Source organism: Erwinia sp. L03-1 (genome assembly GCF_058686115.1).
Genome location: NZ_CM178762.1, coordinates 4,423,399 through 4,449,738, shown reverse-complemented (window position 1 = coordinate 4,449,738; position 26,340 = coordinate 4,423,399). Strand labels below are relative to the sequence as shown.

At 49.1% G+C, this 26,340-nt stretch carries 32 protein-coding genes; 21 read left to right on the top strand and 11 right to left on the bottom strand.

Annotated features, from left to right (window positions below):
- Window position 1 precedes the first annotated feature (1 nt).
- From AC4PCC_RS20320 to AC4PCC_RS20270, 11 genes are all read right to left on the bottom strand, one after another.
- Window positions 2-1,339 (bottom strand): SidA/IucD/PvdA family monooxygenase, encoded by a 1,338-nt coding sequence (locus tag AC4PCC_RS20320; protein WP_492125741.1) that lies wholly within the window; start codon window positions 1,337-1,339, stop codon window positions 2-4.
- Between the two features lie 11 nt (window positions 1,340-1,350).
- On the bottom strand, window positions 1,351-1,731 hold the full coding sequence (locus AC4PCC_RS20315; RefSeq protein WP_492125740.1) for a nuclear transport factor 2 family protein: 381 nt from the start codon (window positions 1,729-1,731) through the stop codon (window positions 1,351-1,353).
- A 96-nt stretch (window positions 1,732-1,827) separates the two neighbouring features.
- Complete coding sequence (locus AC4PCC_RS20310; RefSeq protein ID WP_492125739.1) at window positions 1,828-2,226, bottom strand: rhodanese-like domain-containing protein; 399 nt, start codon at window positions 2,224-2,226, stop codon at window positions 1,828-1,830.
- A 7-nt stretch (window positions 2,227-2,233) separates the two neighbouring features.
- Window positions 2,234-3,124 (bottom strand): alpha/beta hydrolase fold domain-containing protein, encoded by an 891-nt coding sequence (locus AC4PCC_RS20305; protein ID WP_492125738.1) that lies wholly within the window; start codon window positions 3,122-3,124, stop codon window positions 2,234-2,236.
- Window positions 3,121-4,020 (bottom strand): ABC transporter substrate-binding protein, encoded by a 900-nt coding sequence (locus tag AC4PCC_RS20300; RefSeq protein WP_492127582.1) that lies wholly within the window; start codon window positions 4,018-4,020, stop codon window positions 3,121-3,123. The genes AC4PCC_RS20305 and AC4PCC_RS20300 overlap by 4 nt, the downstream gene beginning before the upstream one ends.
- 23 nt (window positions 4,021-4,043) lie before the next feature.
- Window positions 4,044-5,090 carry an NAD(P)/FAD-dependent oxidoreductase gene (locus tag AC4PCC_RS20295; RefSeq protein WP_492125737.1) on the bottom strand — a complete coding sequence of 349 codons (1,047 nt, stop codon included), beginning with the start codon at window positions 5,088-5,090 and terminating at the stop codon, window positions 4,044-4,046.
- Entirely contained in the window at window positions 5,090-5,746 is a 657-nt protein-coding gene (locus tag AC4PCC_RS20290) for a cupin domain-containing protein (protein ID WP_492125736.1), read from the bottom strand. Before AC4PCC_RS20290 ends, AC4PCC_RS20295 begins: the two co-directional genes overlap by 1 nt.
- Window positions 5,743-7,371 (bottom strand): amino acid adenylation domain-containing protein, encoded by a 1,629-nt coding sequence (locus AC4PCC_RS20285; RefSeq protein ID WP_492125735.1) that lies wholly within the window; start codon window positions 7,369-7,371, stop codon window positions 5,743-5,745. The genes AC4PCC_RS20290 and AC4PCC_RS20285 overlap by 4 nt, the downstream gene beginning before the upstream one ends.
- 52 nt (window positions 7,372-7,423) lie before the next feature.
- Window positions 7,424-7,888: a GNAT family N-acetyltransferase gene (locus AC4PCC_RS20280; protein WP_492125734.1), complete on the bottom strand. Its 465-nt coding sequence runs from the start codon at window positions 7,886-7,888 to the stop codon at window positions 7,424-7,426.
- Window positions 7,879-8,343: a hypothetical protein gene (locus tag AC4PCC_RS20275; protein ID WP_492125733.1), complete on the bottom strand. Its 465-nt coding sequence runs from the start codon at window positions 8,341-8,343 to the stop codon at window positions 7,879-7,881. Before AC4PCC_RS20275 ends, AC4PCC_RS20280 begins: the two co-directional genes overlap by 10 nt.
- Entirely contained in the window at window positions 8,330-9,790 is a 1,461-nt protein-coding gene (locus AC4PCC_RS20270; RefSeq protein WP_492125732.1) for a methionine--tRNA ligase, read from the bottom strand. Before AC4PCC_RS20270 ends, AC4PCC_RS20275 begins: the two co-directional genes overlap by 14 nt.
- 294 nt (window positions 9,791-10,084) lie before the next feature.
- Between AC4PCC_RS20270 and AC4PCC_RS20265 the strand changes: the two genes are divergently transcribed.
- The 21 genes from AC4PCC_RS20265 (at window position 10,085) to AC4PCC_RS20165 (ending at window position 26,340) form a co-directional block, all read left to right on the top strand.
- Entirely contained in the window at window positions 10,085-10,819 is a 735-nt protein-coding gene (locus AC4PCC_RS20265) for an IS30 family transposase (RefSeq protein ID WP_492125731.1), read from the top strand.
- A 992-nt stretch (window positions 10,820-11,811) separates the two neighbouring features.
- A complete protein-coding gene (locus AC4PCC_RS20260; RefSeq protein WP_492125730.1) occupies window positions 11,812-11,949 on the top strand; it encodes a hypothetical protein in 138 nt (45 codons plus the stop codon).
- Entirely contained in the window at window positions 11,946-12,881 is a 936-nt protein-coding gene (trfA, locus tag AC4PCC_RS20255; protein WP_492125729.1) for a plasmid replication initiator TrfA, read from the top strand. Before AC4PCC_RS20260 ends, trfA begins: the two co-directional genes overlap by 4 nt.
- 78 nt (window positions 12,882-12,959) lie before the next feature.
- Window positions 12,960-13,646, top strand: a complete 687-nt coding sequence (locus AC4PCC_RS20250; protein WP_492125728.1) for a helix-turn-helix transcriptional regulator — start codon at window positions 12,960-12,962, stop codon at window positions 13,644-13,646.
- Window positions 13,647-13,946: 300 nt separating this feature from the next.
- Window positions 13,947-14,165, top strand: coding sequence for a hypothetical protein (locus AC4PCC_RS20245; RefSeq protein WP_492125727.1), 219 nt, complete (start codon window positions 13,947-13,949; stop codon window positions 14,163-14,165).
- A gap of 117 nt (window positions 14,166-14,282) precedes the next feature.
- Window positions 14,283-14,993: a lytic transglycosylase domain-containing protein gene (locus tag AC4PCC_RS20240; RefSeq protein WP_492125726.1), complete on the top strand. Its 711-nt coding sequence runs from the start codon at window positions 14,283-14,285 to the stop codon at window positions 14,991-14,993.
- Complete coding sequence (locus tag AC4PCC_RS20235; protein ID WP_492125725.1) at window positions 14,990-15,295, top strand: TrbC/VirB2 family protein; 306 nt, start codon at window positions 14,990-14,992, stop codon at window positions 15,293-15,295. The genes AC4PCC_RS20240 and AC4PCC_RS20235 overlap by 4 nt, the downstream gene beginning before the upstream one ends.
- Before the next feature lie 12 nt (window positions 15,296-15,307).
- The gene (locus tag AC4PCC_RS20230; RefSeq protein WP_492125724.1) at window positions 15,308-18,046 is read left to right on the top strand and encodes a VirB4 family type IV secretion/conjugal transfer ATPase; all 2,739 of its coding nucleotides are present in this window, start codon (window positions 15,308-15,310) and stop codon (window positions 18,044-18,046) included.
- Between the two features lie 59 nt (window positions 18,047-18,105).
- Entirely contained in the window at window positions 18,106-18,795 is a 690-nt protein-coding gene (locus AC4PCC_RS20225; RefSeq protein ID WP_492127581.1) for a TrbJ/VirB5 family protein, read from the top strand.
- A 9-nt stretch (window positions 18,796-18,804) separates the two neighbouring features.
- Entirely contained in the window at window positions 18,805-19,047 is a 243-nt protein-coding gene (locus tag AC4PCC_RS20220; RefSeq protein ID WP_492125723.1) for an EexN family lipoprotein, read from the top strand.
- A 5-nt stretch (window positions 19,048-19,052) separates the two neighbouring features.
- Window positions 19,053-20,129, top strand: coding sequence for a TrbL/VirB6 family protein (locus tag AC4PCC_RS20215; RefSeq protein WP_492125722.1), 1,077 nt, complete (start codon window positions 19,053-19,055; stop codon window positions 20,127-20,129).
- 132 nt (window positions 20,130-20,261) lie between these two features.
- Complete coding sequence (locus AC4PCC_RS20210) at window positions 20,262-20,399, top strand: hypothetical protein (RefSeq protein WP_010617325.1); 138 nt, start codon at window positions 20,262-20,264, stop codon at window positions 20,397-20,399.
- Window positions 20,392-21,081, top strand: coding sequence for a VirB8 family type IV secretion system protein (locus AC4PCC_RS20205; protein ID WP_492125721.1), 690 nt, complete (start codon window positions 20,392-20,394; stop codon window positions 21,079-21,081). Before AC4PCC_RS20210 ends, AC4PCC_RS20205 begins: the two co-directional genes overlap by 8 nt.
- Window positions 21,078-21,968 carry a P-type conjugative transfer protein VirB9 gene (gene virB9 / locus AC4PCC_RS20200; protein WP_492125720.1) on the top strand — a complete coding sequence of 297 codons (891 nt, stop codon included), beginning with the start codon at window positions 21,078-21,080 and terminating at the stop codon, window positions 21,966-21,968. Before AC4PCC_RS20205 ends, virB9 begins: the two co-directional genes overlap by 4 nt.
- Before the next feature lie 59 nt (window positions 21,969-22,027).
- Window positions 22,028-23,299, top strand: a complete 1,272-nt coding sequence (gene virB10, locus AC4PCC_RS20195; protein ID WP_492125719.1) for a VirB10/TraB/TrbI family type IV secretion system protein — start codon at window positions 22,028-22,030, stop codon at window positions 23,297-23,299.
- Complete coding sequence (locus AC4PCC_RS20190) at window positions 23,296-23,487, top strand: hypothetical protein (protein ID WP_492125718.1); 192 nt, start codon at window positions 23,296-23,298, stop codon at window positions 23,485-23,487. Before virB10 ends, AC4PCC_RS20190 begins: the two co-directional genes overlap by 4 nt.
- Window positions 23,477-24,499, top strand: coding sequence for a P-type DNA transfer ATPase VirB11 (gene virB11 / locus AC4PCC_RS20185; protein WP_492125717.1), 1,023 nt, complete (start codon window positions 23,477-23,479; stop codon window positions 24,497-24,499). Before AC4PCC_RS20190 ends, virB11 begins: the two co-directional genes overlap by 11 nt.
- Complete coding sequence (locus AC4PCC_RS20180) at window positions 24,496-24,897, top strand: cag pathogenicity island Cag12 family protein (RefSeq protein ID WP_492125716.1); 402 nt, start codon at window positions 24,496-24,498, stop codon at window positions 24,895-24,897. Before virB11 ends, AC4PCC_RS20180 begins: the two co-directional genes overlap by 4 nt.
- 9 nt (window positions 24,898-24,906) lie before the next feature.
- Window positions 24,907-25,263: a hypothetical protein gene (locus AC4PCC_RS20175; protein WP_492125715.1), complete on the top strand. Its 357-nt coding sequence runs from the start codon at window positions 24,907-24,909 to the stop codon at window positions 25,261-25,263.
- A 33-nt stretch (window positions 25,264-25,296) separates the two neighbouring features.
- Window positions 25,297-25,602 carry a conjugal transfer protein gene (locus AC4PCC_RS20170; RefSeq protein ID WP_492125714.1) on the top strand — a complete coding sequence of 102 codons (306 nt, stop codon included), beginning with the start codon at window positions 25,297-25,299 and terminating at the stop codon, window positions 25,600-25,602.
- Window positions 25,603-25,782: 180 nt separating this feature from the next.
- The gene (locus AC4PCC_RS20165) at window positions 25,783-26,340 is read left to right on the top strand and encodes a hypothetical protein (protein ID WP_492125713.1); all 558 of its coding nucleotides are present in this window, start codon (window positions 25,783-25,785) and stop codon (window positions 26,338-26,340) included.

Here is a 26,340-nt window from a genome sequence, read left to right as displayed (position 1 = left end):
TTCAGGCCAAAGTCGCTTTTTTGGTTAATTGCCGCTCAAGTGATTGTAAGATTTCCTGTGAACGCAGCGACAGCAAGCTGAAAGAGCCAGCATCGCCATAGCCATGTGATGATTCACACAGCCCGTTCAAAAATAACGGAGGTAGATCTTCCTCGGTATTGGCAGACTTAAGACTGTAATCACGCTCTAATTTGAGGAATCCACCGTTGCTATTTTTCGCCAACAAAGGATAAAGGTCAGTCATTAATGGTGGGCAAAGTTCGTCATTTTCTCCGGCACCGAAATTACGGAATCCTGTTGCCAGCACTATACCATCAATATTATCTAAGGTAAGTTTTTCACCTGTATGGCATTCCTGAATCTGCAGCTGGCAGTAATTATCATCTTCACTGTAATTCAGAATTTCCTGACAAGACCAGATTTTCACCGGAATTTTACCCTGCAATTTATCCTCATACATGCTCACATAAAGCTGATGAATAACATCTTTATCTGCAGCGGAGTAGTTAGTGAAGTGTAAATGTTGGTTAAGACGTTTCTTGCTTTCTTCAGAAGCATTAAAATAGTAGTCTACAAACTCAGGGAAATAGACATGATCGCTGAAAGGACTGGTGTCTTTAAGACGAAAGCCATAACCACGCTGAATATTAATAACCTCCGCATTCGGATAATTTTGGCGTAAATGCAGAATTATCTCTACTGCGCTCTGACTTCCTCCAACCACAGCAATGCGTTGCAGAGGTTTTTTCTCATTTAACTGATGAAGGGTTTTTAAATAACGGGTCAAATGGAAAACACGATGCGGATGCGCTTTTTCAAAAATTGTTGGGATCATAGGCGTTCTTCCCGGCGCTACTACGACTGAACGGGAGAAATACACTTCACTTTTGTCGGTTTCAATCCGATAGTAATTCTCATTGTGATGCTTAATCAGCGTCAGATTTTTGACACTACGCCCATAGGCGATCTGATGAGAGAAGAAGCTCGCAACCCATTGAACATACTCGCCAAATTCTCGACGCAAGGGGAATTCCAGACCTAAATTAAGATGCTCGAAAAGTCGCTTATGTTCAAATAAAAAATTGGTAAATGTATAGCGACTGCGAGGGTTACGCGGCGTCACTAAATCTCGGCAAGGGTTATTCTGAATATCGCTCCCTGACAGTAGCATTTGTGGCTGCCATTCGGTTTTTGTGTTTCGTTCAAGAAACAGACAGCGACCGCTGAATTGTCCTTCTTCCATCGCAATGGCCAGCGCAATATTGGCAGGACCAAAGCCTATGCCAATCACATCATACAGGTTCTCGTTAAACTCTTCACTTTTAATGGATACAGACATTTCCCTTCCCCTTAATTAAAGAAGCATTTTGCTATTTCTTCGGTATTGCCGACATAATCCCAGCGCGATATCAGGTCGCCGTTAAACGTTAATATTTCAAAGATCTTACTTCTATATGCCTTGCTATTTACACGGTTGATATAGCTAGCAATAACTTCAAGGCATACAGTATCCCCCTGCCAAAGGAGAATTTTTTTATCCAACTGATAATCAGATAAAACTTGGTAACGTGGCGAAAGGAAAGATAATAAATCCTCTTTCCCGTAAATAACGTCCAGCTGATTATATTTTACTATCACGTCATCGGTAAAGCAGGATGCAATTAAATCCATGTCAAGTGTGCGAAACTTATCGCGCACCATGGAGACGCGTTCTGAATATTCTGAATGCATGGTTTTTATCTGAGATTATCATTAAATGATTAAAGATTAATACAAAACCGCACTATTACATAAACAGTACGGATTTTGATTTTTTTATCGAGTTCCTTAGCAGCCGCAGGAAACAGGAGTTCCCTCTCTTCCTTCAACTCCTTCAGTGGAATAGCCATCGCGTTTCCACCAGTCCAAACCTCCCAACAACTCTTTTACCTGAAAACCCAGCGTCAACAGTTTCACTGCAGTTTTAGTCGAAGCATTGCAACCAATACCGTCACAATAACAAACATAGATTTTTGTTTTATCCAAACTCTCAGTGTTGTTAAAACAGATTTCTTTATGAGGCTGGTTGATTGCTCCAGGAATATGCTCTCTCAGATACGCATCTTTACTGCGGCCATCGACCACAACCACATTTGCATTATCCCTTAACGCCAGATACAGATCCCATGAATCTGTTTCGTAGGACAATTTTTTTTGATAATAAGATAACTGTTCAATCGCTGACATAATATCCTCATTCTCTAAAGGTAAGTTTGTGCTCAACATCCATAGCCGCAGCAATTTGTTCGACAGCTAGGCGGGAACTAGCAATTTTTCCAGCGTACAGGCAAAAATCATGGGGCAAAGCCGGATGGTGATAATGTTGCAATGATGCGCCTGCCTTGCTTGCTTGCGCGGCGAAAGCTAGACCCTCATCTGACAGTACATCATATCCGGCGGTGTGAAGCACAACAGGTGGCAAGCTACTAAAATCATAATTCGACGCCAGAGGGTCAAACTGTTGCTGACGGCACCAGGGAAGCCAGTGTCCGGCAAACCATCGCAGTGTAGCTGAATCTAAAAGATAGCCTTCACCATAGTTTTGAAAAGAATCGAAATTATGATGATTTGCCAATACAGGATACAACAAATGAATACGAGAAAAAGCTTGATTGAAGGCTGAACCTGCAAACCAGAGCGTTAACAGGCCGCCTACGCTGTCTCCCATCAGACAGGGAGCAACATCAACCCGGTTAAGTTCAGAAGAGAGTTGCCGTTCCAAGTGATCAACGATCTCAGCCATCGCTGTTTCCGGCGCTTTGGGATAATCAAATGCGCGAATTTCTCTGCCGCTTATGCGCGCAAGCGTGCTTAGAAAGGAACTGAATACCTCTGTGGAGTAATAAACCAGTCCGCCGCCATGCAGATAAAAAATTGGCTCAGCAGAACGCAGTTTCTCGGGAATAAAACGGCGAACATGGGCATTCGTCTCCATTTTCCCGCTCAGTGGTGCCGACACGTTTGCTATCCAGCGCGCAACATGTAGACGTCCATAGTCAGATTCATGTTGTGCACCCTTGCCGACAAACAGTCGCCGGGCAGCCAGCAGATTGGCGAAATCCGTTGCCAGCGGTACCGTATTCATAAGCTCACCTCTGGGATCAGGACACTTTGTAGTCCACGCGGTGTAGCCTGCCAGAGTGAGAAACTGGCAGGATGGCTCTCACGCTGTGCATCAAAACTCAGTGGGCCTAACAGAGTTTGTGCAGGAATATAAGGATACTGGCAGGCAACTTGCAAGGCAGCCAAGGTTTCCCAAAAATAGCATCCAGGCATTCCTCCCCACCGCTGTTGCCACGCAGCAATCAGTTTGGAAGCCTCTTCTCCAATGGGTTGCGGGGCGATTGCCGCCACAAAAATCTGTCGTGAATCTAAGTCGATATTACTGGCCAACAGCGAGGGTACAAGTTCTGTAGAAAAGGCATCATCCGCCAGGATCAGACGAGTATCAGCTGCAGAACTATGTGCCCAGCTGACAGCTCGATCCAATGCAGACCGAAAATTTCCGGCAAAAAATGTGCTCGCTGCTTGCTGAGAATGTTCTGCAAGTTTTATTCGAGTATTTAACTGGTAAGCCACGCTTTTACCGTGTACCGACCCGTCGTGCTCAATAGCTACAATATCCTCACCCTGAGACGTTAGCAGTGGTAATAACCAGCTGACATAGTCGTCGTCGTTATCGCATAAACGCCAAGTTGTAGCGCAGGTGGTGAGATGTTTGGCCGTCGCCGCTGGTAAAAACAGGGGCAAATTATGCTGAGCATATAGCGGAGCGGCCACTTCTGCGGCAGCCGAAGCAAAATGGCCGACAATGGCATCGGGTATCCAGTCCACTATCTGTCGGGCAGCTTCAGCGGCGTTTTGGGCATCAGCATTATCATCAAACAGTTTCAGCGTGACCTGTGGAGGCAGCAGAAATTCCCGGGCAAGCTCAATGGCACGCAGCCACGTTATAGTGTGAACGGATTTGTTTTCGTCCATACAGGCAACGCAGGCAAGTTTCATCATTGCAGATACTCGCGAATCTGCTGGCTGAACTGACGCGCTGCATCAGGAATATATTTTGCCCCGCGTCCTGAAAAACCACAGAAAAGTGCCAGATGGCGTTCAGCTATGAGCTCGATCTGCGGCAGGAAATCAGTGGTATACCCATCATAGCCATCCCAACCATGACTGAGTTGTAACGGAATGTCTGAAAGTAACTGCTGCGCTAATTGCAGGTTAGCTGGATGCAGGCCATCAGTCTGTGGCAATGCAGTTGGAGCTGGCGCATCATGCTGTGGCGCGCCGCCAGCAAAAACAAACGAGGCAGATCCCGGTCGCAAATAACTACCGCTGTATTCGTCGATCAGGCAGACTTGCGGCGCCTGAGCATGCATGCTGTAGAGAGTACTAAGTGGAATTGAGCGGCTGAACAACGGGATTTCAGGGATTAATGCGCGACTGTGGGCTCCTGCTGCTACCACTGCCAGTCGGGCAGAGAATACCTGATGCTCAGTATGCACACTGACTCCGCTGTTTTGCGATTCAATGTGCTTCACCTGCACACCTTCCAGCAGCTCTGCTCCCTGCTCCCGCGCCAGTTGTGTCAATAACTGGCAGGCCAGCCGGGGACTAACATATCCTCCCTGCGGTTCATAAAGAATGCCCGCTTGTGACGGAATATTCAGTCTTGGCATCAGCTTTTGTGCCTGCTGACGGGAAATTAACTCAATGGGATAGTCAGGCGAAGAAAACTTCCTCAGTAGCAGCTGCGCATCCTGAATATGTTCTTCTTTAAGCAGGTAGACGATCCCGCATTGCCGGAAGATCCCCGGCCAGCGTTGATTCAGGCGTCGCCATTCACGCACGCCACCCACGTTATACTGCATCAACTTAGGATTAGGGTCGTACACACGTACGATGCCGCGTGAGCGTGCGCTGGCACCACCACTACCCGGTTCTGCTGACTCCAGCAGTAGGACACGCAGAGCCGACTGACTGATATTTTCAGCCAGTGCGCTGCCAGCAAGCCCAGCTCCGATGATGATGATATCCCACTGATTTGCCATTATTGCTCAGCCTTCTCTTCCTGCATCAGATAAGCACGAGCGCCCGCCTGATTCCACCAGATGGTAAAGAAGTGGAAAGACTGATCGCTATTGTTACGCACGTAGTGATGGCTGCCGCGCGGGATAAAAACCTGATCGCCTTGGGTAAACGGATACTCTTTGCCGCCAATCACCACCAGAGCTTCGCCCTGGATACCGACAAAGAGCTCATCCTCATCATCTGGCTGATTAATATGGGGTAAGGTTTCGGTGAACGGACGTACGATGCAGTAACCGGAGCCAATTGGCGTATTCACATTTCCCCAAGGGAAAGTGCGAAGACCGTCCAGACCATATTCATAGTGCAGCGCCTGCTGAGAGAAAAATTTGATATTAGCCGGTGCAGTAGTAGCACTCTGATTGTCGGCGGTAGCATTAAATTTTGCTGCCAGGCCACAAAGATCGCCGACCGTTTTCAAATCTTCGATTTCACTGATGAAATTTTCCAGTTCAACTTGGTAATCTGTCGCCAGAGCCAGCAACAAATTAATGGTGGTGAGGGAATCAATTCCTAACGTATTCAGCTCAGTCTCTACCTGTAGCTGCACTTCCTGCGGAAATGTTATCGTTGCACGGATAACTTTTTCTACACGCGTTAAATAAGCCTGATGACTCACTTATTACCTCGATTCATTGGAGTAAAGCTGCCGCCCTGACGGCGGATGAAATAACGTGACTGCTGCTGGCTGGCAGCAGCTACAAGCTGATCCAGCAGTATCTTTTCGTCAGTTTTGCCATTGGCGCTTAAGTTAACTTCTTCTGCCCAGCCCCATAATGTTGGCAACATATAGCGCGGCAGCTCCGCCGCCAGCGAGGCCTCGATATTTGCTAATTCGCTGCTCTCTTCGCCGGTAATGACCATGGCGATATGATCTTTGCCGTCAAGTTGCACCTTCCGGATTGCCACACGTTGCGCACCGCTGGTAGCCAGGCATTTCTGGCGAATTTCGCCGAGATGAATACGCCGACCAGCAATTTTTACTTCATCATCACGGCGACCGACGTATAAAATATTGCCATCCGCTTGGCGCAGACAGATATCGCCGGTGCGGTAATAACGCATGCCTTTATGTTCGAAAATAACTTTTTCTGTTTCCTGAGGCTGCTTCAGATACCCCTTCATTACTAAATCGCCACCGATACAGAGCTCGCCGGTAATCTCTATACCTTGCTGAATTTGGTGATTTTCGTCGAGGATCAGGCAGGCAACGTCCTGCAAAGGAACACCAATCGGCCAGCTTATCGTACGCTGCTCATCCGGTTGTTCTATTTCATAACAGCAGCAGACAATGGTAGTTTCTGTTGGGCCATAGGCATTAATAACTCGAACGGCTGGCAAATTCTGCTTCCATAAATTAATAATTTTAGGATCGCAAACTTCCGCTCCGGTCATTACCATTTCCAGAGCCGGGAAATTTTCTGCCAAGATTTGTTTGCCATTTTCGGTAATCAGGGAAAGAAGAGTTGAAACTGCAATCAGATGGGTGATCTTTTCCCGAATGATGATACTGCGCATGATGACACCCGCATGGACGCTAGCAAATTGCCAGACAAACGCCCCCAGTGACAACGGCAGTAATGTGTCTTCAATGGAAACATCAAAATGAAACGGTGACAGGCTAAATACGCGTGAATCAGGCGTGAATCTCAGCCATTGATTATGCGCGCGAAAATAGGTTTTCAGACTGTTGGCGCTGATTTCAACCCCTTTGGGTTCACCCGTTGAGCCTGAGGTGAAAATAATGTACGCCGTATCATCAGGCGCATGTTGCCAGACTGATAATGTTTCTTCAGCTGACGCAGGCTGCTTGCATACTGAAAGTAATGCATCGCCACTTAACCAGATACCCGTCTCATCCAGCGGAGAATGAGAAATTGCCAGCACAACTGGTGCATCCAGCCGAGCAAGCAGTTTGCGAACACGCACTTCCGGCAACTGTCCATCCAAAGGAACATAAACCGCTCCTAGCTTCCAACAAGCTGCTGCGATCACCGGCAAAATGGCGCATTTTTCCGCCAGGACAGGAACACAGGTTGCCGCTTTAATTCCATTTTGAGACAACCATAGCGCCAGATTGGTCGCCATATCATCCAGTTGTGCAAAAGTATAACTTTGTTTACCGTCGCTGATAGCGAGCTTTTGCGGGTTATCCGCCTTGCCGAACGCAAACAACTCGCCTAGTTGGTAATCTCTGGTTTGCCCGACATCGGATTGACAGGCCCAGCGAGGTAATAATGTCATCGTAATATCCTTTTTTTATTTCCAGCAAAAATCCATCAACGCGTTACGCCTACTACAGGTGATTCCCCTGACGCAGCGTAAAGCGGATCTTGGTGAGGCTTTCCGCACCGATATGCTGATAAAATCCGATGCCAAGTTGGTTATCCGGTGGTGTCTGCCACTGAATTTCAGCGCACTGCTGCTGTTTAGCAAAATCAATTAAGGTGCTCATTAATTGTCGACCAATACCCTGTCCGCGTAAATCTTCTGTTAAATATAGGCAATCCATATATACAAAAGGTGCCGCTGACCATGTTGAGTAATCGACGGTCGCTGATAAATAACCGTGTAGAGAGTCATTATCATTAGCCACTACCCACATAAATAAGCGAGCTGGCAAACTAAACAGCGCTGTTTGCAAACGCTGCTGCTGCCCATTATTGCTGTAGCTCAATTGCTCGTATTCTGCATGCTCAGCACATAAAGCAACCAATCTGGCAAGATCGTCAGGTCTGACTGGTCGAATGTTTAAACCCACCCGCTGTACCCCTTTTGCAAATAACGGAGGATATTTGCGTCCTCAAGTTTTTCTGTGGTCATCACCAGTTCTATCCAGAAATTACGCTCATAGAACATCACGGCCAATTCCCAAACGCAGGCGATGATTTTTGTGCTATCCAGTGGCTGTAAACGATTCTCACTATCGACGATAAATACCCGGTGACGCAGCATATTGGCATCACACCATGTGCTGACCAGCAAGTAATAACCGTCATCAGCGGCATGAATGATGGCAAAGCCGATATGATGTTCACCGGGACAATGGGTTTCATCCAGGCTCTGTGCCAGCAATTGGCGCTGAATTTCAGCGTCAGGAACCGGTGAACTCGCCTGCTTTTCACTGGTGAGGTAATACATTTTCAGCTGCGCCAGCCCGATAGTTTGTGTGCCTAGAAAACTCACCGAGCGTTTCTGATAATTAAGCGAGTTCATGGATTACCTTCGCAGGCTGTAGGCGAGTGACCGATACAGAAAAAATCGCGGCGGCTAAATCAGGGCATAAAGGCTGCACCAGTTCGGCCAGAATCTGCCAAGCTTCGGGCGCAATGGATAGTTCATCATCCGACAGAATAAACTCAGAAAATTCCATTGCAGCTTGCGCCATACCAGCAATTGAAAATGCTTCAAGAGAAGCGGCCTGCTGCCAGTTCCGCCAAGCTGAATGGCTGCGTAAATGCTGTATCTGCTCGCTCGTGAGGGTTAAAGCAGGATCCGTAGCCTGTTCAGCCTGTCTAACCAGCGGTAGGAAGAGTTGCTGATACCATTGCTGAAACTGTTCACGGCTAAAGTTACTGACCGCGGTTTCTGGTGCTGTTAAGGCACAAAACAGGCGGATGGCGTCAGAGGGATATTGACCGGTCAGATCTTTGATCCAGACAGCATGCCCGCGGCTGGTAGAAAAATCTTCACCATCCAATTTAAGAAAGCGGTTGGTGATAAAGGTACCAGGACGAGGTCCGGTTTGATCGGCTAGCAATAGGCTGCTGTAACCAACCGCATGACTGTAAGAACAATCGAAACCCAGCAGATGAACCAATTCTGTCTCTGGCGCCCACCACTCTGCAAACTCGCCACGTTCAGGGTTCGCCGCCAGATAGCTCTCAACGCAGCTTCTGTAACCAGACAGCCCCAGGAACCATGTATGCAGAGGATAATTATCCAGTGCAGCAACTGACACACCGGCATCCCCAGGACGAGTCAACGGCCACTGTTCATGCTCGTTGCTTAGCACTTCGTCGAGATAATTTGTCAAACAAATGCGCGTGGGACGCTGCTGTAAGGCAGCTTTCACTGCTGGATAATTTTGCCCAACTTTCCAGATATGTTGTTTTACCTGCACCGGTTGCATTGCGTTTTGACAAGACATGCAGGTCATCGTAGTGATTTTTTCAATGTCGGGCATGCGGGCACAGTGTTCACACTGGCTGGTATCCGATGAGGTTCCACACCAGTTACACTTGGTTCTGCCAAAACCCTCGTAGCCGTACAAATTGCAAGCGGAACAGTAAAAAGTTTTCTGTTCTTTGAGTTCTATCTGTCCGGCGACAAGTTGAGCATAGTGCTCACCTGACCGCTGATAAGCTGGCGTGTCAGCAGCCTGCATAAATGTGTCGAAACGGATATCTACAAGTTCCAGCGACAGCTGCATTGCCTGGCGCATCAGGCGCGCATAAGCAAAAGGCTTTCTGCGCAACGCATGGGTTTTTCGAGGTAAATAACTTTGATAATCATCGCTGTAAGTCACAAACAGCACATCATGTCCCAGCTGTTTGAGCCGCCGCTGCATGACGTCAGCAGCTAAAAAAGGTCCAGAAAGGTGTCCTAGATGGAGATCGCCATTTGGTGTCGGAGGGGTTGCCGTAACGATAAACTTTGCCATACTTCTGACGTCTCTTGGAAAACATCAGCAAAATTAATCATATAAACCACTCTATTTCAAACAACAATTTTACATATAACAAACACAAATTATAATGCGTTGATTTTAATAGAATTTCCCTGATTTAAAAAATGCTTTTTTATGCTTCTCACTTTAGAATAAAAAGTTTAATAAACTTTATATTTATTTTTTTTGTATATTTATCTCTTTTATCTGTAAGTTTCTTGCAATAAAAAATTTTTTGAAGTTAATTAGTTGAATCGCTCGCCCCATTCCCAGTCGAAACGCAACAAAGTGACCCACTGGCCAGACCCGGATAAAATCACCGTTCTGGCCCTACTGGAGATCTCGTTGCATGCTGGGAAAACATCTGACTCAGAAAGAGCGGTTCTACATCAAAAAAAACGGCGGGGTGATGGTGTTAACCAGGCCACCATCGCCCGGGAACTGGAGCTTTCTCCTTCTACCATCAGCCGGGAGCTCAGACGCAATACTGACTCTGCTTTCAACGGCGTTTATTCCTGCAGAAGAGCCGAAACGCTGGCCAGAGTGCGGCGTCAGAAAGCACGACCGGATAACGTGTTTAACCAGCTTGAACCGCACATTCAGGACTTTATCAGGCAAGCGCTGTCTACCCACACCTCACCAGAGGTCATCAGTGGCCGCCTGCTCCTGGAATTTGGCCTGTCGGTCAGCAAGAACTCGCTCTATCGCTATATCCAGCAGGAGCGCAAGGCCGGCGGTGAGCTGTATCAGCAACTGCCGCATCGGGGGAAACGCTATAACTATCAGACCGATGAGAACAAACGCGGTCCTATTCCCAACCGTGTTGGCATTGAGCACCGGCCGGCCGGTGCTGACCTGAAACAGGAACCCGGACACTTTGAAATTGACACCATTTTTGGCAAAGACCAGAAGTCATTCCTGCTGACGGCGGTCGATAAAGCCGTCAGGCTGGTGATTATCCGCAAACTGCCCAACAAGCGTGCAGAGACCGTGGTGGCGGCCTTCATTCGTCCTTTCGGTTAATCAGAGTGCGTTGCAGTGATTGTAGACAGTAAGCGTGAACCTGAAAACCCGACTGCCTGAAGAGGGGCGAGCAGCGCGCAGCCCCTCACCGTATGCCGCGTCAGCGGCATGGAGGCGCCATAAGCGGTTAAGGACGGTGCGGATGCCACCGGGCGCCGTCAGCCCGGCGAAGCCGGTTACGGGCCTTACGGTGCCACAAACCCAACCCTTCCCTGCCAGACGCCTTTAAGCAGCGGCCTGACAGCGACGAAGAAGCCCGCCGGTCGGAGACAAAAGACAGCTTCAGCAACACCTCCCAGAGCGATAATAATGTAGTTACAACACCCGATATCAAAGCCACTCTGTTCCGGGCCTTTGGCCCGGGGCGGGGCGGCTTTTCAGTGGGGCTGAGTGTTATCTGAAGCTGCATCCGGCTTTTGCTTTGCGTCTTTGAGACGTGTTTGTCGGGTACGTGAGGTGAGTTCTGCCACGGCTTGTCCGTGGTGCTACTTCTTCTTTTTACGGCGTATGGTTCTGTTGCTGAAGAAGCTGCAGGAGTTGCCCTGAGCAAAGCGAAGGGAGCTATCCAGATGCCCTGCGTAGCGGGCTCCGGATACTCTTTGGGATTTGAGGGCCAGCCGTACGAAAACGTACGGTAAGCGAAAAATGAACGTCTGAAAAATCGATTAGTAGACAATACTGTCCGTTAAATGCCATATTTCGATCAAAAAGACACCATTTTGAGGGCATTTTCATAAGTCCATTATGTTCGATATATCAGACATTTACTTCACTAACGTACGTTTTCGTTCCATTGGCCTTCAAACCCCTATAGAAAGGAAATGGAAGAAATGCGTGCCAAAGGATTTTCTTACCAGCAGATAGCTGACTGGTTGCTTACGAAGGAGCTTGTCGTTTCAAAAGGGACTGTAAGAAATATTCTTAAATAAAATCAGCCCCTACCCGACTAAGACCAGGGGCTGATTGCCAACACCATTAAAGGAGCATCAGATATGTCAGCATTGACCATGATAGTGATTTGCGAGCGTCTTCGCAAAGGATTGCCGGTTCGTCTGCCTGCTATGCAAGCTAATGAACTTGCTGAATTGCTTAACGTGCTTGCATTTTTACGGGCGGAGAGAACGCTATGAAGAAGATAAACGATAGCATCAGGCATATAAGCGACATGATTAAAGATAAAAATCAGCAAATACCTGATCGACTTGCAGAACAAATGGCAGCTATCAGAAGTGGGGTAGAGCTGCCGCATAATGTTAATCATCAGACTGCAACATTCACGGTGGATTCAGAGACTTCCATAGATACTGAATCAGAAGAAAAGTACCTCCCAGCCAGTAAGAACAACCACGCACCTCTCCCTAACGCTGTGTTACGTAGCGCCCTCTTTAGTGTTGTAGGGAAAGGTAATCGTAAATTTGAAAAGAAAGTACAGAAAGCATCATTCAATGGGTACACGGTCAAATATACAGGAGAACAGCTTGATCAAGCTGATTTAGATGTTTGGTTAGAATGCCTGAGCCGTTGCCAAGAGACAGCACTCGGTTATACGGTTCGATTTTCATCTTATGAGTTTTTAAAATCTATCGGGCGAGATACAGGCAAATCACAGTATAACTGGCTTAATGATAGTCTCAGCAGGATGCAGGTTAGCGGCGTTGAATTATCAGACGGTAAATTTAGTTATATGGGGAGTTTAATTAATGATATTTACCGTGAAGAAGAAACAGGCGAGAACTGCCTTGTTCTTAATCCTAAAATAGCCGTTTGTTTTGGTGATTCAGGTTGGACGGGTATAAATAGACTAATTCGCATGCAACTTAAAGGTAAGCCACTTACGCAATGGTTACACGGTTTCTATAGTAGTCATACAAATCCATTACCAATCAAAGTCGCCACATTGAAAATGCTTTGTGGTAGCGAAGTAAGTGAATTATATAAGTTTAGGCAAATGTTGAAAAAGTCGTTATTGGAACTAGCCACAGCAACGGATTGGACATGTGAAATTGATAACACGGATAAAGTAATAATTGTTAAGACAAAAGGTAAAAAAACAGACATGTAACTTTTGTTTTAGGTGTCACCGAGGAGGCTGGTACCCACCTCGGTGACTGATCACATAAGTCCCTAGGAGGATCTTTCTATGACCATGAAAGAGGGTAAGCCGTCTTTGCTTAATGCACAAGAGTCAGCGCCAACGATTGAGTACTATATCGACAATCCTGTCATCCCAGTGTGTGCCGGGATCGCGCTAGTCAAAGATCTGGAGCATCGTTTTGTCGCTTCAAACTGCGTGTTCAGCCAGTTTTCCGGCATCTGCCCTAAAAAATTACAGGGGCTGTGTGACTACGATATGCCCTGGGCTGAACAAAGCGATATATATATTTCTCATGAGAAAGCCATTTTAGCCGGGGAAACATATAAAGTAATAGAACCTTTAATAGGTTGTTCAAAATCACTTATTCATACATCTAAAGAAATTATTTATGATTTAAATGGCCGTCCTGCTGGCACTTTTGCTATGGCCTTAATTTTAGATGGTATAGTTGAGTTTAATAATCTGGTGTCAACTTCCAGCATTCAAAAGGTATCTACTTACGGTGAATTTAAATTATCACCGATGGAGGCAAAGGTTCTCTATCATTTTTTGCATGGACTGAAGAGATCAACTATTTCAACCATGCTTAATATCAGCATTCCAACAGTGGACACGTATTTTAGGCGTATAAGAGTCAAACTCAATGTTTCATCAAATGTAGAGCTTGTCGAACTGTGCATAAAATATGGTTATCACGAAGTCTTTCCTTTTCAGATGGTTATGGATTTATGATTAAGTTGGTGTCATGGGAAACCATGACACTTTTAATTTTGGTCTTTGACTCCCTCGCCTGTTAACTCTACCTTCGGTATGTAACACAAATTAAAGCTAATTAACTAAAAAAGGACGTGTATTCGTCCGGGCTTCTTATTGCCTAAATTTGCTCTTTAACAAATTGGTACGGGCTGTCACACAACCACAATTCAGGGTGCCGCTGAATGTTCTCGCTAACCCGTTTAAATCGGAATGCAGAATTGGGATGTGATGGAGTTAATTAGTTTGTTTGTTTGTTCATCTAAATAGGATAAATATATGCGTAAACCAACTTATAACGTGTATGTCACTCAGGAGTCCCAGCCCGACGAGCACGGCGAAAAAAATACCTACTGGACGAAAGTCGGCGTGGCCTTTGCGCACAATGGCAAGCCGGGGATGAACATCATGATCACGCCCGGTATTTCCGTTTCCGGCAAGCTGGTACTGCTCGAACCGAAAGACGACGCGCCACCTCCGGCGGCACCTGTCGGCTAATGCCTGGAGGCTGACCCATGCGCCGACAAACCCGGTTTGCCTGGCTTGAGTTAGCGGGCTGGATGCTGGTTTTATTTATCATCTGGCTGATCGCCATTCTTCTGTTCTGAGGTTGCCATGCTTTCCACCACGGCTTTTCTGGCGGTGGCCATGCAGTGCGCCGCCACCGTTCACCCGTCCACATCGCTTGATGTGGCAAGGGTGGAATCCGGTTTTAACCCCTACGCCATCGCCGAGATTGTGCCAAAGAAAGAGAGGGCACCCAGCGATAAAAGCTTCATTACCCATATGCCCAAAACCAGAGAGGAGGCTATACGCATCGCCAGCCAGATAGAGGCCAAAGGTCGCCGCTATTCTGCCGGGCTGATGCAAATCACCAGTACCAATTTTCGTCGTTACGGCGTCACCGCCAGCGATATGTTCAATCCCTGCATCAACCTTTCCGTCTTCGAAAAAATCATCACCGACTGCTACCAGCGTGGCGGCACCCTGAAAAGGGCGCTCAGTTGCTACTACTCCGGCAATTTTGACACGGGGCAGAAAAAGGAGGCCGAGCTTTCACAAACGAGCTACGTGCAGCGCATCGGCTACACCCCCACGGCCACACGCTATGCCGTTCCCGGAACCCGTGAAGACAAAGCGTCTTCGATGGCAACCGTAGAGGCAATACCTGTGGCTTCACCGTCACGTCCGCGTGTGGTGTGGCCGGGTTCTGTTGTGCGCGGCGTTCCGTCAGGGCTACGCCAGAAACAGGCTACCGCCGTTTATTACCCCGCGCAGGTTGTGCGCGGAAATCATGACGTATCAAAAAATGAGGATGAAAAATGAATTTTTTCAGCAAAATAAAAGGAACTGTCAGCCATTTTGTTGCCTTTGTATCAGCGTTATTCATGACGGCGTTGACGGCAAGCCCGGCGTTTGCCGACGGCTTTTCACGCGCGAATACCGTCATGCAGAAAGTATCAACCGGGCTTCATGGTCTGGCCGCCATCACGATCACCGTGGCGGTGATCTGGATTGGTTACAAGACGCTGTGGAAAGGTGAAAGCCTGGGGCAGTGCGGCTACATCATCATTGGCGGCATTCTGATTGGCGGGGGCAGTGAAATCGGTGCCCTGTTAATGAGCTAAGAGGCTGACAATATGGCAAAGCTGCTCAAGGCAATGAAACGCCCGGCGGCGCTGTGGGGGGTGCCGATGGTGCCCCTGCTGGGTGTCACGGGCGTCACCATTATTGCCGCTATCTGGACTTCTGTTGCATTTATGCTGCTGCTCCCGGTGGAATTTCTGGTTATGAAATCCCTGACCAGAAAGGAACCGATGCGATTTAACCTGATCGCCGTGTGGCTGAGAGCGAAGGGGAAGCCGATAGCGAATCGTCTGTTTGGCGCAACGACATTCATGCCTGTTGAACATGAAAACGTTGATATCAAGGAGTTTCTCGACGCAATGAAACTTAACCAGTGTGCCACCGTTAAGAAATACATACCGTATTCCTCGCACATTCATGAACACGTTGTTCGCTCGCCTAAAAGTGACCTGTACTGCACCTGGGAGCTGTTGGGAACGCCGTTCGACTGTGAATCAGAGGAAACCCTGGAAATCGGGACAAATCAGCTTCACGGGCTGTTCCGCTCGTTTGAAGGAATGCCGGTTACGTTTTATATCCACAATGACCGTAACCAGTTCGCCGACTCGCTGCACAAGGTGTCCGGTAACTCTTACGCCGATGAAGTCAGCGGGCTTTACTATTCCTCCCTGGGCAAATTCCGCCGCAACCGTTTGTTCCTGACAGTCTGCTATATGCCCTTTGCCGGGCTTGAAAAAGCAGAGCGCAAGCGGATGAAAGACGGGCAGAAACTGCGCGAGCTGGACGCCGCCCTGCGGGAAATGCTGGAAATCAAAGGCTCTCTCGACAGTGCGCTATCACGCTACGGTGCCCGTTCTCTGGGGACGTTTACCGAAGGGGAGGCGGTGTATTCGTCGCAGTTGGCCTTTTATGAATACCTGTTAACGCATGAGTGGCGCAGGGTGCGCGTTACCCGGACGCCGGCTTATGACGTGATGGGATCGGCCGCGTTGTTTTTCGCCGCTGACTCCGGGCAGATTAACCATGCGAACGGAACGCATTATTTCAGGGGACTGGAGGTGAAAGAGTTCTCGGAAGAAACCTCAACCGGGATGATGGATTCGTTGCTCTATGCGCCCTGTGATTACGTGATCACGCAGACGTACACCTGCATGTCCCGTATTGAAGCGCAAAAAGCGATTAAGCGCACAAGACGGCTGCTCATGAGTGCCGATGATGATGCCGTATCCCAGCGTCTGGATCTGGACGTGGCGCTTGACCTGCTGATGTCAGGAAAAATCGCTTACGGGCGGCATCATTTCTCGCTGATGGTGTTCTCCCGAACGCTGGACGGGCTGGTAGTCGATACCAATGAGATCAGTAACGCCCTGAACAACATCGGCATCACCCCAGTTCCTGCGGAACTATCGCTATCGGCGGCATACATGGCGCAGCTTCCGGGCAACTACAACCTGCGGCCACGCAAGGGGGAGTTGAGCAGCCAAAACTTTGTGGAGCTGGCCGCGCTGCACAACTTCTACCCCGGTAAGCGTGACAAAGCCCCCTGGGGGGAGGCGATGGCGTTAATGCCCACCCCGTCGGGGGATGGTTACTATCTGAATCTGCATAACACGCTTGCAGAAAAAGACGACTTTAACGAGAAGCACCCGGCCAGTACCTGCATTCTCGGTACGAACGGCTCCGGTAAAACCATGCTCATGACTTACCTCCAGATCATGCAGCAGAAATATGGCCGTGCTGACAGCTTCTCCCCGGAGGCGAAAACCAAGCGGCTGACGACCGTTTACCTGGACAAAGACCGGGGCGCGGAAATCAATATCCGGGCACTGGGGGGACGCTATTACCGTGTCGCTGGCGGTGAGCCTACCGGCTGGAATCCGTTCTCTCTGCCACCAACGCGGCACAATCTCAACTTCATCAAGCAACTGATGAAAATATTGTGTACCCGTAACGGCTCAATTATCTCTGAGCGTCAGGAAAAGCGTCTGAGCCACGCGGTTGATGCCGTGATGAAAGATTCGGTGGAGTACCGTTGCTTTGGTATTACCCGCCTGAGGGAACAACTGGCAGAGCCAGCGACGAAAGAAGATCAGGAGAACGGTCTGGATATCAGACTATCCAAATGGGCTGAGGGCGGTGATTTCGGTTGGGTATTCGATAACGAGTATGACACCTTCGATATCAGCAACTGCGGTAACTTTGGCATTGACGGTACGGAGTTCCTGGACAATGCCGATGTTCGCGCCCCCATCACGTTTTACCTGCTGTACCGCATCACCAGTTTGCTGGACGGTCGCCGTCTGGTGATTTTCATGGATGAGTTCTGGAAATGGCTGCGTGATCCGGTGTTCAAAGACTTTGCCTATAACAAGCTAAAAACCATTCGTAAGCTGAACGGGATGCTGGTAGTCGGCACCCAGTCGCCTGATGAAATTATCAAGGATGAAATTGCGCCCGCGGTTGTTGAGCAGTGTGGGACGCAAATACTGGCGGCCAACCCGAACGGCGACCGTGGTCACTATGTGGACGGCATGAAATTCGAGCCGGAAGTGTTTGAGACCATGAAAAATCTCGACGCGATGGCGCACCAGTATGTGGTCGTGAAAAACCAGTTCAGACGGGGGGATACAAAACGCTTCGCCGCCCGCGTCACGCTGGACCTTTCTGGTGTAGGCAAATACACCAAAGTCATGAGCGGCAGCGCTGACAACCTCGAAATCTTCGATTCGCTTTACCGGGAAGGGATGCAGCCGCATGACTGGCTGGATAGCTACCTGGCGCAAGCACTCTGATAACAGGAATCAACCAGATGAACATTAAAAACATGCGTTGTAAGACGCTGGCCGTGGTGATGATGGCGGCTTGTATGCTTCCCGTTTCCCTCCCGTCCTGGGCGGGTATCCCGGTCGCTGTGGATGCTGACCCCATGCGTGATGTGCAGTGGGCGCAGGATTTGAAGCACTGGATGGAAACGGCCAAACATTATCAGTCACAAATCCAGGCATACAAAGACCAGCTCGCGGCATCAACCGGGTTGCGTGATATTGGTGATTTTGTTAACCAGGCCAAAGGGCTGAAATCCGACCTTGAGAAGCTCCGCAAACCCGGCCAGGCATTGAATGACTTGCTGCGTTCCGGCGGTTCCTCCGGGCAGTTTGATGCGCTGTATGAAAAATATAAGATTTTCGACACCTGTAATGCCGAACAGTCCACTTCGTATGCGGACGTTTGCAAGCAGCAGGTGATTAATAAAGCGATCCAGCTCGAACAGACGGACGATGTGCAAAATCAGGTCAGCACGGCGCTGGGTGAGATTGGCGACCTGTCACGTCGAGCTGAATCTTCAAAAGATGTGAAAGAATCACAAGACCTTGCGAACAGTATCCAGTTAAAGTCTGTGATGCTGAACACGCTCACCACCCAATGGGAAATGAACGTCAAAGCGGCAGAAAAGCGCGAACAAGTGCTTGAGGCGGAGCGGGTTAAACGCTGGAACCAGCAGCAGTTAAACGCGCCAACAGCAGACCTAAATAATTTATGAGGTTTTTAAATGGGTGCCAAAAATATCATTTTACTCTGTGTCTTCATTTCAAGTGCAGTTCTTGTTGGATGTAAGGAAGAAGCCAAAACAACAAAGTGGTATCGGGATAATCCTGATGAGTTAAAGGTGGTGTATGAAAAATGCCAGAAATCGGGTAGCGCCTCCGAAAATTGTAAAAATGCAAATGAAGCCCACTACCAGATCCAGCAACTTAATGCCCCAACTCCAGACCTAAACAATTTAGAGGAGTAATATTTATGAGCGGAGGTACTTTCGGAGGTGTTGAAAAATACCTAATTGGAGGTGTAACTGACGCTACTAAAGGACTGATGATGAATTACTCACACATGATTATGGGGCTGGCTGCAACGTCAGTCACCCTGTATATCATGTGGCGTGGATACCAGACGTTGGCTGGGAAGCTGAATACGCCCATGGAAGATACTATGTGGGATATTATGCGGATGGCTATCATCTTATCTTTTGTAGCAAATGTTAGTGGATACCTTGATGGGGTCATTGATGCCATCAAGGGTTTAAAGGAGGGTTTTTCAGGCAGTGAAAACATATGGGCGTTATTGGATACTTTATGGAATAAGGCAAAGGTATTAGGCAAAACATTGCACGATCTCGACGGCTCTCAGTATGTTAAAGATGAAGGTTGGGCAGCTCAGTTTTATGTATGGCTCGGAGTATTTGTATTGATGATAGTAACTGCATTTGTTTCAATGGTTGCCGAAATCATGATTTTATTATTGAGCATAACAGCCCCGATATTTATTTTTTGCCTGATGTATGGTTTTCTCCGCCCGATGTTCAATAACTGGCTACAAAATATTTTTGCGGCCATATTAACTATATTGTTCTCGGCTCTTTCTTTAAGAATAGTAATTAATTATTTAACGTTAGTCATGAATAAAGCAACTATGCTTGCAAATAAATCAACTATCGTTGAGTTAGGCGCGCAGGTCTGCCTTGCAGGTATTTGTGCCGGTGTACTTATCTACTTCTCTGCAAAACTGGCGGGCGCTCTGGCAGGTGCCAGCGCAACGGCATCCATGCAGGGACTGGCGGCGGTGGGAATTGGCGCCGGGGCTTTTACTGCTGCCAGAATGCTTCTCCCGAAAGGGCAGCGTCAGGTTGGTGGCAAAGATACCCCAACACCGGGAGGCGGTAGAACACCACCGCCTAACTTACGCCCTGGTGAGCAACAGCCCTATAGCGCACGGGAGGCGCGTAAAAATTCCATCCGGCAAATGGAACAGCGCAATGCCATGCGAAAAAGTACACCGCCGATTGTTGTTAACCCGCGCGACAAACCACCTAAACCTTGATCACCATATGTCTCACATCACATTTTTCTGTGACATATGGTTGCGCGGGATTTTTCAAACTCAATCCAGCACCTCATTAAGCCATCGAGTTAAACCTCGTTAACTCTTAACTTCATTTAAGGAAAAACTCATATGAAACGCTTGATTGCGTTGGCTTTGCTGTGCGCGCTTTCCGGCTGCGCACAGCCTCACTTTCCGCCGGAAGTCGGCGGCAAAGCGAAACCAGTCAACACCCCTCAAATTATGGCGGAGCTGAACAGTCATGAATGAAAAGGAAAAGAAACTAATCGCAGAGTCAAAAAACTTTGAGCAACGTATGATCGACCGCGATAAAAACGCCACGCGAGCGGGGTTTGCGGTCGGCGGTGTTGGTCTGCTGATTGCGGTACTGGCGATAGTCGCCGTGGTCGTGATGTTGCCGCTCAAACAGACGGACGTTGAGCTGTATACCGTGGATAACCACACCGGACGGGTAGAGCACGTTACCCGTGTATCCAAGACCAGCCTGACCGCAAATGAAGCGTATCAAAAGGCGATGACTGCCAACTACGTGAATCTGCGCGAGCGCTACGTTTATCCCGCTTTGCAGGATGATTATCAGACGGTGCAACGCTACAACGCCCCCCAGGTCAACGACGATTACCTGGCGTTGTACGCCGGGAAAAATGCCCCTGACAAGGTGTACAACAACGGTGCAAACACGGTGAAAATTGACGTGATTTCCAACGTGATCACCGACGGCACCGACCCGGATAAAGTCGCTACCGTCCGCTATAAAAAAATCATCCGCCGCCTCGCGGATAACAGTATTCGCACCGAATACTGGGACGCGCATTTTACGTTTAATTCTGACCCGTCCAGGGAAATGAGCGACGAAGAACGCGAATCCAATCCCTTTGGCTTTACCGTCACGAGCTGGCAGGCAGACCGTGAAATCCGGGGAGGCGAATGATGAAAAAAATCACGCTAACCGCGCTGGCACTGATGATGTGCGGCGCGGCATGGGGAGCCGCAAACCCGCAAGCCAGCCGCTATGACAGCCGGGTGCAGCAGGTTATTTACAACCCGCAGAATGTGACGGTGGTCAACACCAAGGCCGGGTTCATGACGACGCTGGTTTTTGATGATAACGAGGCCGTTATCAGCGCAAAACCGGGCTTCGAAGAAGCCTGGGAAGCCAGGCCGGACGCGAATCGGGTTTACATCCGTCCGGTGGCACTGACGCAGGGCGCCCCCGGTGAGGACGGCAACACCGCGCAGGTGGTCATTCCCCCCAACGGGCGGGATTGGCATACCAACCTGTTTGTCGTCACCAGTAAGCGCGTCTACAACGTGGAGCTGAACGTTATCGACGATAAATCCGCGCAGCAACCGGCTTTCCAGGTGTCTTACCGCTATCCGGGCGAAGCGCGGGACAAGGCGAGCCGTGAATCGGCTGCACGTCAGCGGGAATGGACGCAGAAGCAGGAACAGACCAGGGTACAAAAAAGCCTGGTCGCGGCGCAGGTGCCGCGTAACTGGGACTACTGGATGCGGGGGAATGCCAACAGTATTGCCCCGGATTTTGCCTATGACGATGGTCGCTTTACGTTCCTGGGCTTTTCGCCGCAAAAAGACATTCCTTCCGTGTTCCGCTACCTCGACGGCAAAGAGCAGGTGGTTAACAGCAGCGTCCAGAAGAAAGGCAACTTTACCGTGCTGGTCATTCAGGAAACAGCTACCCATCTTGTTCTGCGTTCAGGAAATGCGGTGATCGGGCTGGAAAATCGCGGGTTTGGCAAAGTCCAGGCTGCCGATGGTTCCACCGTTTCCCCGCAGGTCGAGAGAGTCGAAAAGTAACGGCTTATCATTCTATAAAGATATAAAACTATCTTTATATCTAATCGGGAGTCCCACTCATGAGTGAAGAAAACAAACAGCCTCTACCGGAGGACGTACCCCAGACGCAGCCCGCTTCCCCGGCGCAGCCGGAGGAAAGCATTGCCGCCCTGGAACGTGAAGCCCGCGCAAAACGCGAGGCCGAGTTGAACGAACAGCAGGAAGACAAAGAGGCAAACCCCGTACAACCCGCCGTCAACAAGCTGAAGAAGCGCAAACGCGGCAAAGCCACGGCGTTTTTGGCGATACTGGCCGTGGTGCTGATTTTTGGGGCGTGGGGCGGTAACTGGGTGTATCGCAATCTGATCTGGCAGCCAAAGGAGGAGAAAAAAGCGGCGGACAGCGGGCAAACCAATAAAACCGATTACCGCCAGCGCACAAATATGGGGCAGGACAATGACACCGGAGAAGAGCCGCCGCAGACGGGAAGCAACCCGGCCAGCGGCGCGACAGGCGGGCAGGTCGCCCCGCCAGTGCCAACCGTACTCAACAAAGCCCAGTTTTTAGTCCGGCCGGAGAGTTCGGGTTCAGCACAGGGTACGGTGAAAACACGGCGGGAAGAAATGACGATGAAAGCGTCACAAACCGCCGCGCAAACGGACGACAGCAGTCCGTCAGCAGCGCCTGATAAGGCGGGTGCCCCGGCACTGAAACAGGCCGAACCCGCCAGACGTATCCCGTATAACCCAGATTTGTACGTCCCGGAAAACACGGCGATCCCCTGTTCGCTGGATTACCGATTTGTCTCTGACCGGGCAGGTAAAATCCGCTGCACCATCACCAAAGATATCTGGAGTGCCAGCGGCAACACCAGGCTCATTGAAAAGGGCACGGGAGCCACTGGTTTGTATGCGACAGGTGCGGAAGACGGCATGAAACACGGGCAGGGACGCGCTTTTATCATCATCACGAAACTGCGTACCCGCCAGGCACCTTTCCTCGATATTCCGCTGATTGATACCAACGCTGCCGGGGAACTGGGCGAGGCGGGCGTAGACGGCTGGATTGATACCCACTTTATGGAGCGGTTCGGTGGGGCGTTAATGGTTGGCATGATCCCCGATATTGGTGCCTGGGCATCCAACAGTGCCGGGAAGAAAGACCGCAACACCGATTACACCGAGAACAGCCGCCAGGCGATGGCGGAAATGGCAAAAACCACGCTGGAAAACAGCATCAACATCCCGCCAACGCTCTACAAAAACCAGGGCGAAATCATCAACCTGATCACCGGGCAGGATATTGATTTTTCCAACATATACACGCTGAAAATGAAAGGGAATCAACAATGACCAGAGAAGAACAGGCTGATTATTTACAAATAATCCAGACTGGCCATAAGGGAGCCATCGCCGGGAACCCGAAGGACGCCGCTGCACTGGATGCTTACAAGCGACTGATTAAAAGGAAAACCGCATTGGCCGTTTTGTCGCAATGCACCACTAAAATCACGCTGAAAGGAGCGACAAATGGCCGCTAAAAATATTTCGCTCGACCGCTACAAACAACGCTTCTTTGGCGACTTTCTGGAATTGCCCGGCCTGACGGAAATCGCCGTCAACCGTCCAGGGGAGCTATGGACGAAGATTAACGGCGTCTGGGAACAGCACGCCGTGCCGTTGACCTATGAAGACTGTTACGACTTCGCCCGCTGCCTGGCAAAGCACCAGGGCGACAACGTGGAAGACATTAAGCCGGGGCTGTCGGCTACGCTGGAATCCGGCGAACGTTGCCAGGTGGTTGTTCCCCCGGCTTGTGAACGCAATACGGTATCAATCACCATCCGTAAGCCCTCAACGGTACAAATCCCGCATCAGGCGTATATCGACGCGGGTTTCTATAACCGCGTGACGGGAGCGGAGAAGGTCTGGACGCACGATGATGAATTAATTGAGTTGTACAATACAAAAAATATACCGCGCTTCATGGAAAAGTGCGTCGAGTACGGCAAGACGATTGCCGTTGCCGGCGAAACAAGTACCGGGAAAACCACCTATATGAAGACGTTGATAGGCTACATTCCCGCCCATCTACGCATCGTCACCATCGAGGACAACCCGGAGATCACCTTCTTCATCCACAAAAACTACGTGCACCTGTTCTACCCGTCTGAATCTGCCGATGAAAAAGGGGCTATCGTCACCCCGGCCAGTCTGTTGCGCTGGAATTACCGCATGAACCCTGACCGTATCCTGCTGACGGAAGTCCGGGGCGGAGAAGCCTGGGACTTCATCAAAATCACGGGTTCTGGCCATGAAGGGAGCATGACCTCCATTCATGCCGGATCAGCAAGGGAAGCGGTGGACGGTTTTATCACGCGCTGCAAAGAAAATCCGCAGTGTACCGGGCTGCCATACAGCTTTTTGCTACGCAAAATTCTGGACAGCCTGGACGTGATTGTGAGTATTGACCTTGACGGCAACGTGCGCCGGATGAACGACATTTACTTCCGCCCGCTGCACCGCAACCAGTATTTTGAGGAGATGAAATGAAAATCGTGTCCGCTATTGCGCCTGTGCTTGTACTCCTGTTGGCCGGGTGTTCATCACCGCCCCCGCCAACCCCTGTCGAATGGGATAAACCCGCCGCCCCGATGAACGGAACGTTGCCGCAGTGGAGCGATAATAACGTCACTGTCACCGCCCCGGTGGTAACAGGACGATGGTCAACAGTAATTTATGCTTTCAATGACAATGAAACGGTATACACCCCGGAGGTGTATTACGCCGTCGCACACTCACCGCGCATTGTGGTAGCAACACCAGGCGGCGCTTCATTCTTCACGGCGAAAAACTGGCTGCGAAAACACGGCGCGAAAGGGGTCATTCAGTACCAGGCAAAAATCCGCTGCATGGCCTGTTATGAAACAGACGTGTATTTAGCGCGGTAAGGAGAGTCAGTGTTACCACAACTACAACATCCTGGATTCAGACAAATGCTGGCTTACCCGTGCAGGAAAAACATCGCCACGGATGAAACTGACGCCCTAAAAATCACCATGACGCATGAAAAGATGGTTGAAATTAACCAGCTTATTACCGAGAACGGAAAGGCCAGAAAGCCCAAATTCATACTACCGGGCGAAAATGTCATGCTGGTTGTTCTGGATGCAGAGAAATTCCGGACTATCGCGGCGCGTCTGGTATTAACGTTGGACGATGATTTATTAACAAGCTGGTTTGACGAGTTGCAGGAGAAAGGCATCAAAAAGGTGATTATCAGAACAGCGGATACCCGAAAAACAAAGCCAGAGTAATAACCCTACCCCAGTTAAAAAAAGGAATAAGCCATGAAAAGAAACGCAATCGCGGCGGGCATCGTCTGCCTGGCTACTGGATTTACCACGCCGGTATTTGCGGCTGACCCGTGCGAAGTCGTTTTATGTATGTACGGTAAAGTCACGGGTAACAGCGGCGGCAGTGAATGCCGGAGCGCAGAGAAGGCTTTTTTTAGTATTAATTCATTCAAAAAACATCATCGGTTTAATCCGAGTAAAACAGCCGATATGCGCAAAGACTTTTTAGGGGAATGCAAAGCGGCAGACCCGGAAGTCATCAGCAAAATAGTGTCTAAATTCGGACGCGTAAGAGGATAATATCATGAATTGTCTCGGATGCGCTGGTACTCCTGATAGTTGGGTAAACAAAATAGACGACCTGCTTTCACTTAGTGGGACAACTGTTTTTATGATACTGGTTGTTATAGTTCCTTTGGGTATTAGCTTGCTAATACATCTTTATGCCAATAGAAAAAACGTTAATGAAGGAGAATAGTTATGTTAATTATCATTCTGGCTCCCATCATCGCGTGGGCAGTTATCGTTATTATTCTGCGCAATGATAAAAGTAGCACCATTATCCCCGTCAGGGTAGAACGAGGGAATAGCATCACGCAAACCTCGATAACCCATAAAGAGCTGTCACATATTCATTACCGCGCCCTGACGTCCACACCCTTTTACAGGTTTGTCGCCACTCTGATTTATCAATGGGTGCGCAGCCTGGTAAACGTCATTTATCTGTTGCCACGCGCAATTGTGTATATAGCTTTTATCTACTGTATCTATGATCCTTCTATTATCACCAGTATTAATCTGGCCACCGTGCAAGTTGTATTTGAAACGTTATCAAAGAATATAGAGTCAGTTATAAGCCTGATTATGGCTATCTCGGTACTCGAACTATTTTATCGTGAAGGATTTTATTCTCTTTCTTCCAGTTCAATAAATGAAATTGGCGATTACAAAACCAAGCTAATCCGACAGCATTTGAATTTCCCGGAAGATGCAAAAATCGTCATTCAACGCAGTAAAAGGAAAAAAGCGGAGGGGTAA

Bases quoted from the DNA above. Each gene is read 5' to 3' on its own strand.
- AC4PCC_RS20295 (WP_492125737.1), bottom strand. From the start codon at position 5,090: ATGGCAAATCAGTGGGATATCATCATCATCGGAGCTGGGCTTGCTGGC.
- AC4PCC_RS20260 (WP_492125730.1), top strand. From the start codon at position 11,812: ATGTCAGCATTGACCATGATAGTGATTTGCGAGCGTCTTCGCAAAGGA.
- AC4PCC_RS20305 (WP_492125738.1), bottom strand. From the start codon at position 3,124: ATGAATACGGTACCGCTGGCAACGGATTTCGCCAATCTGCTGGCTGCC.
- virB10 (WP_492125719.1), top strand. From the start codon at position 22,028: ATGAGTGAAGAAAACAAACAGCCTCTACCGGAGGACGTACCCCAGACG.
- AC4PCC_RS20245 (WP_492125727.1), top strand. From the start codon at position 13,947: ATGCGTAAACCAACTTATAACGTGTATGTCACTCAGGAGTCCCAGCCC.
- AC4PCC_RS20170 (WP_492125714.1), top strand. From the start codon at position 25,297: ATGAAAAGAAACGCAATCGCGGCGGGCATCGTCTGCCTGGCTACTGGA.
- AC4PCC_RS20315 (WP_492125740.1), bottom strand. From the start codon at position 1,731: ATGCATTCAGAATATTCAGAACGCGTCTCCATGGTGCGCGATAAGTTT.
- AC4PCC_RS20320 (WP_492125741.1), bottom strand. From the start codon at position 1,339: ATGTCTGTATCCATTAAAAGTGAAGAGTTTAACGAGAACCTGTATGAT.
- AC4PCC_RS20165 (WP_492125713.1), top strand. From the start codon at position 25,783: ATGTTAATTATCATTCTGGCTCCCATCATCGCGTGGGCAGTTATCGTT.
- AC4PCC_RS20180 (WP_492125716.1), top strand. From the start codon at position 24,496: ATGAAAATCGTGTCCGCTATTGCGCCTGTGCTTGTACTCCTGTTGGCC.
- AC4PCC_RS20210 (WP_010617325.1), top strand. From the start codon at position 20,262: ATGAAACGCTTGATTGCGTTGGCTTTGCTGTGCGCGCTTTCCGGCTGC.
- AC4PCC_RS20240 (WP_492125726.1), top strand. From the start codon at position 14,283: ATGCTTTCCACCACGGCTTTTCTGGCGGTGGCCATGCAGTGCGCCGCC.
- AC4PCC_RS20220 (WP_492125723.1), top strand. From the start codon at position 18,805: ATGGGTGCCAAAAATATCATTTTACTCTGTGTCTTCATTTCAAGTGCA.
- AC4PCC_RS20235 (WP_492125725.1), top strand. From the start codon at position 14,990: ATGAATTTTTTCAGCAAAATAAAAGGAACTGTCAGCCATTTTGTTGCC.
- virB11 (WP_492125717.1), top strand. From the start codon at position 23,477: ATGGCCGCTAAAAATATTTCGCTCGACCGCTACAAACAACGCTTCTTT.
- AC4PCC_RS20285 (WP_492125735.1), bottom strand. From the start codon at position 7,371: ATGACATTATTACCTCGCTGGGCCTGTCAATCCGATGTCGGGCAAACC.
- trfA (WP_492125729.1), top strand. From the start codon at position 11,946: ATGAAGAAGATAAACGATAGCATCAGGCATATAAGCGACATGATTAAA.
- AC4PCC_RS20250 (WP_492125728.1), top strand. From the start codon at position 12,960: ATGACCATGAAAGAGGGTAAGCCGTCTTTGCTTAATGCACAAGAGTCA.
- AC4PCC_RS20215 (WP_492125722.1), top strand. From the start codon at position 19,053: ATGAGCGGAGGTACTTTCGGAGGTGTTGAAAAATACCTAATTGGAGGT.
- AC4PCC_RS20225 (WP_492127581.1), top strand. From the start codon at position 18,106: ATGATGGCGGCTTGTATGCTTCCCGTTTCCCTCCCGTCCTGGGCGGGT.
- virB9 (WP_492125720.1), top strand. From the start codon at position 21,078: ATGATGAAAAAAATCACGCTAACCGCGCTGGCACTGATGATGTGCGGC.
- AC4PCC_RS20300 (WP_492127582.1), bottom strand. From the start codon at position 4,020: ATGGACGAAAACAAATCCGTTCACACTATAACGTGGCTGCGTGCCATT.
- AC4PCC_RS20190 (WP_492125718.1), top strand. From the start codon at position 23,296: ATGACCAGAGAAGAACAGGCTGATTATTTACAAATAATCCAGACTGGC.
- AC4PCC_RS20230 (WP_492125724.1), top strand. From the start codon at position 15,308: ATGGCAAAGCTGCTCAAGGCAATGAAACGCCCGGCGGCGCTGTGGGGG.
- AC4PCC_RS20275 (WP_492125733.1), bottom strand. From the start codon at position 8,343: ATGAACTCGCTTAATTATCAGAAACGCTCGGTGAGTTTTCTAGGCACA.
- AC4PCC_RS20270 (WP_492125732.1), bottom strand. From the start codon at position 9,790: ATGGCAAAGTTTATCGTTACGGCAACCCCTCCGACACCAAATGGCGAT.
- AC4PCC_RS20310 (WP_492125739.1), bottom strand. From the start codon at position 2,226: ATGTCAGCGATTGAACAGTTATCTTATTATCAAAAAAAATTGTCCTAC.
- AC4PCC_RS20205 (WP_492125721.1), top strand. From the start codon at position 20,392: ATGAATGAAAAGGAAAAGAAACTAATCGCAGAGTCAAAAAACTTTGAG.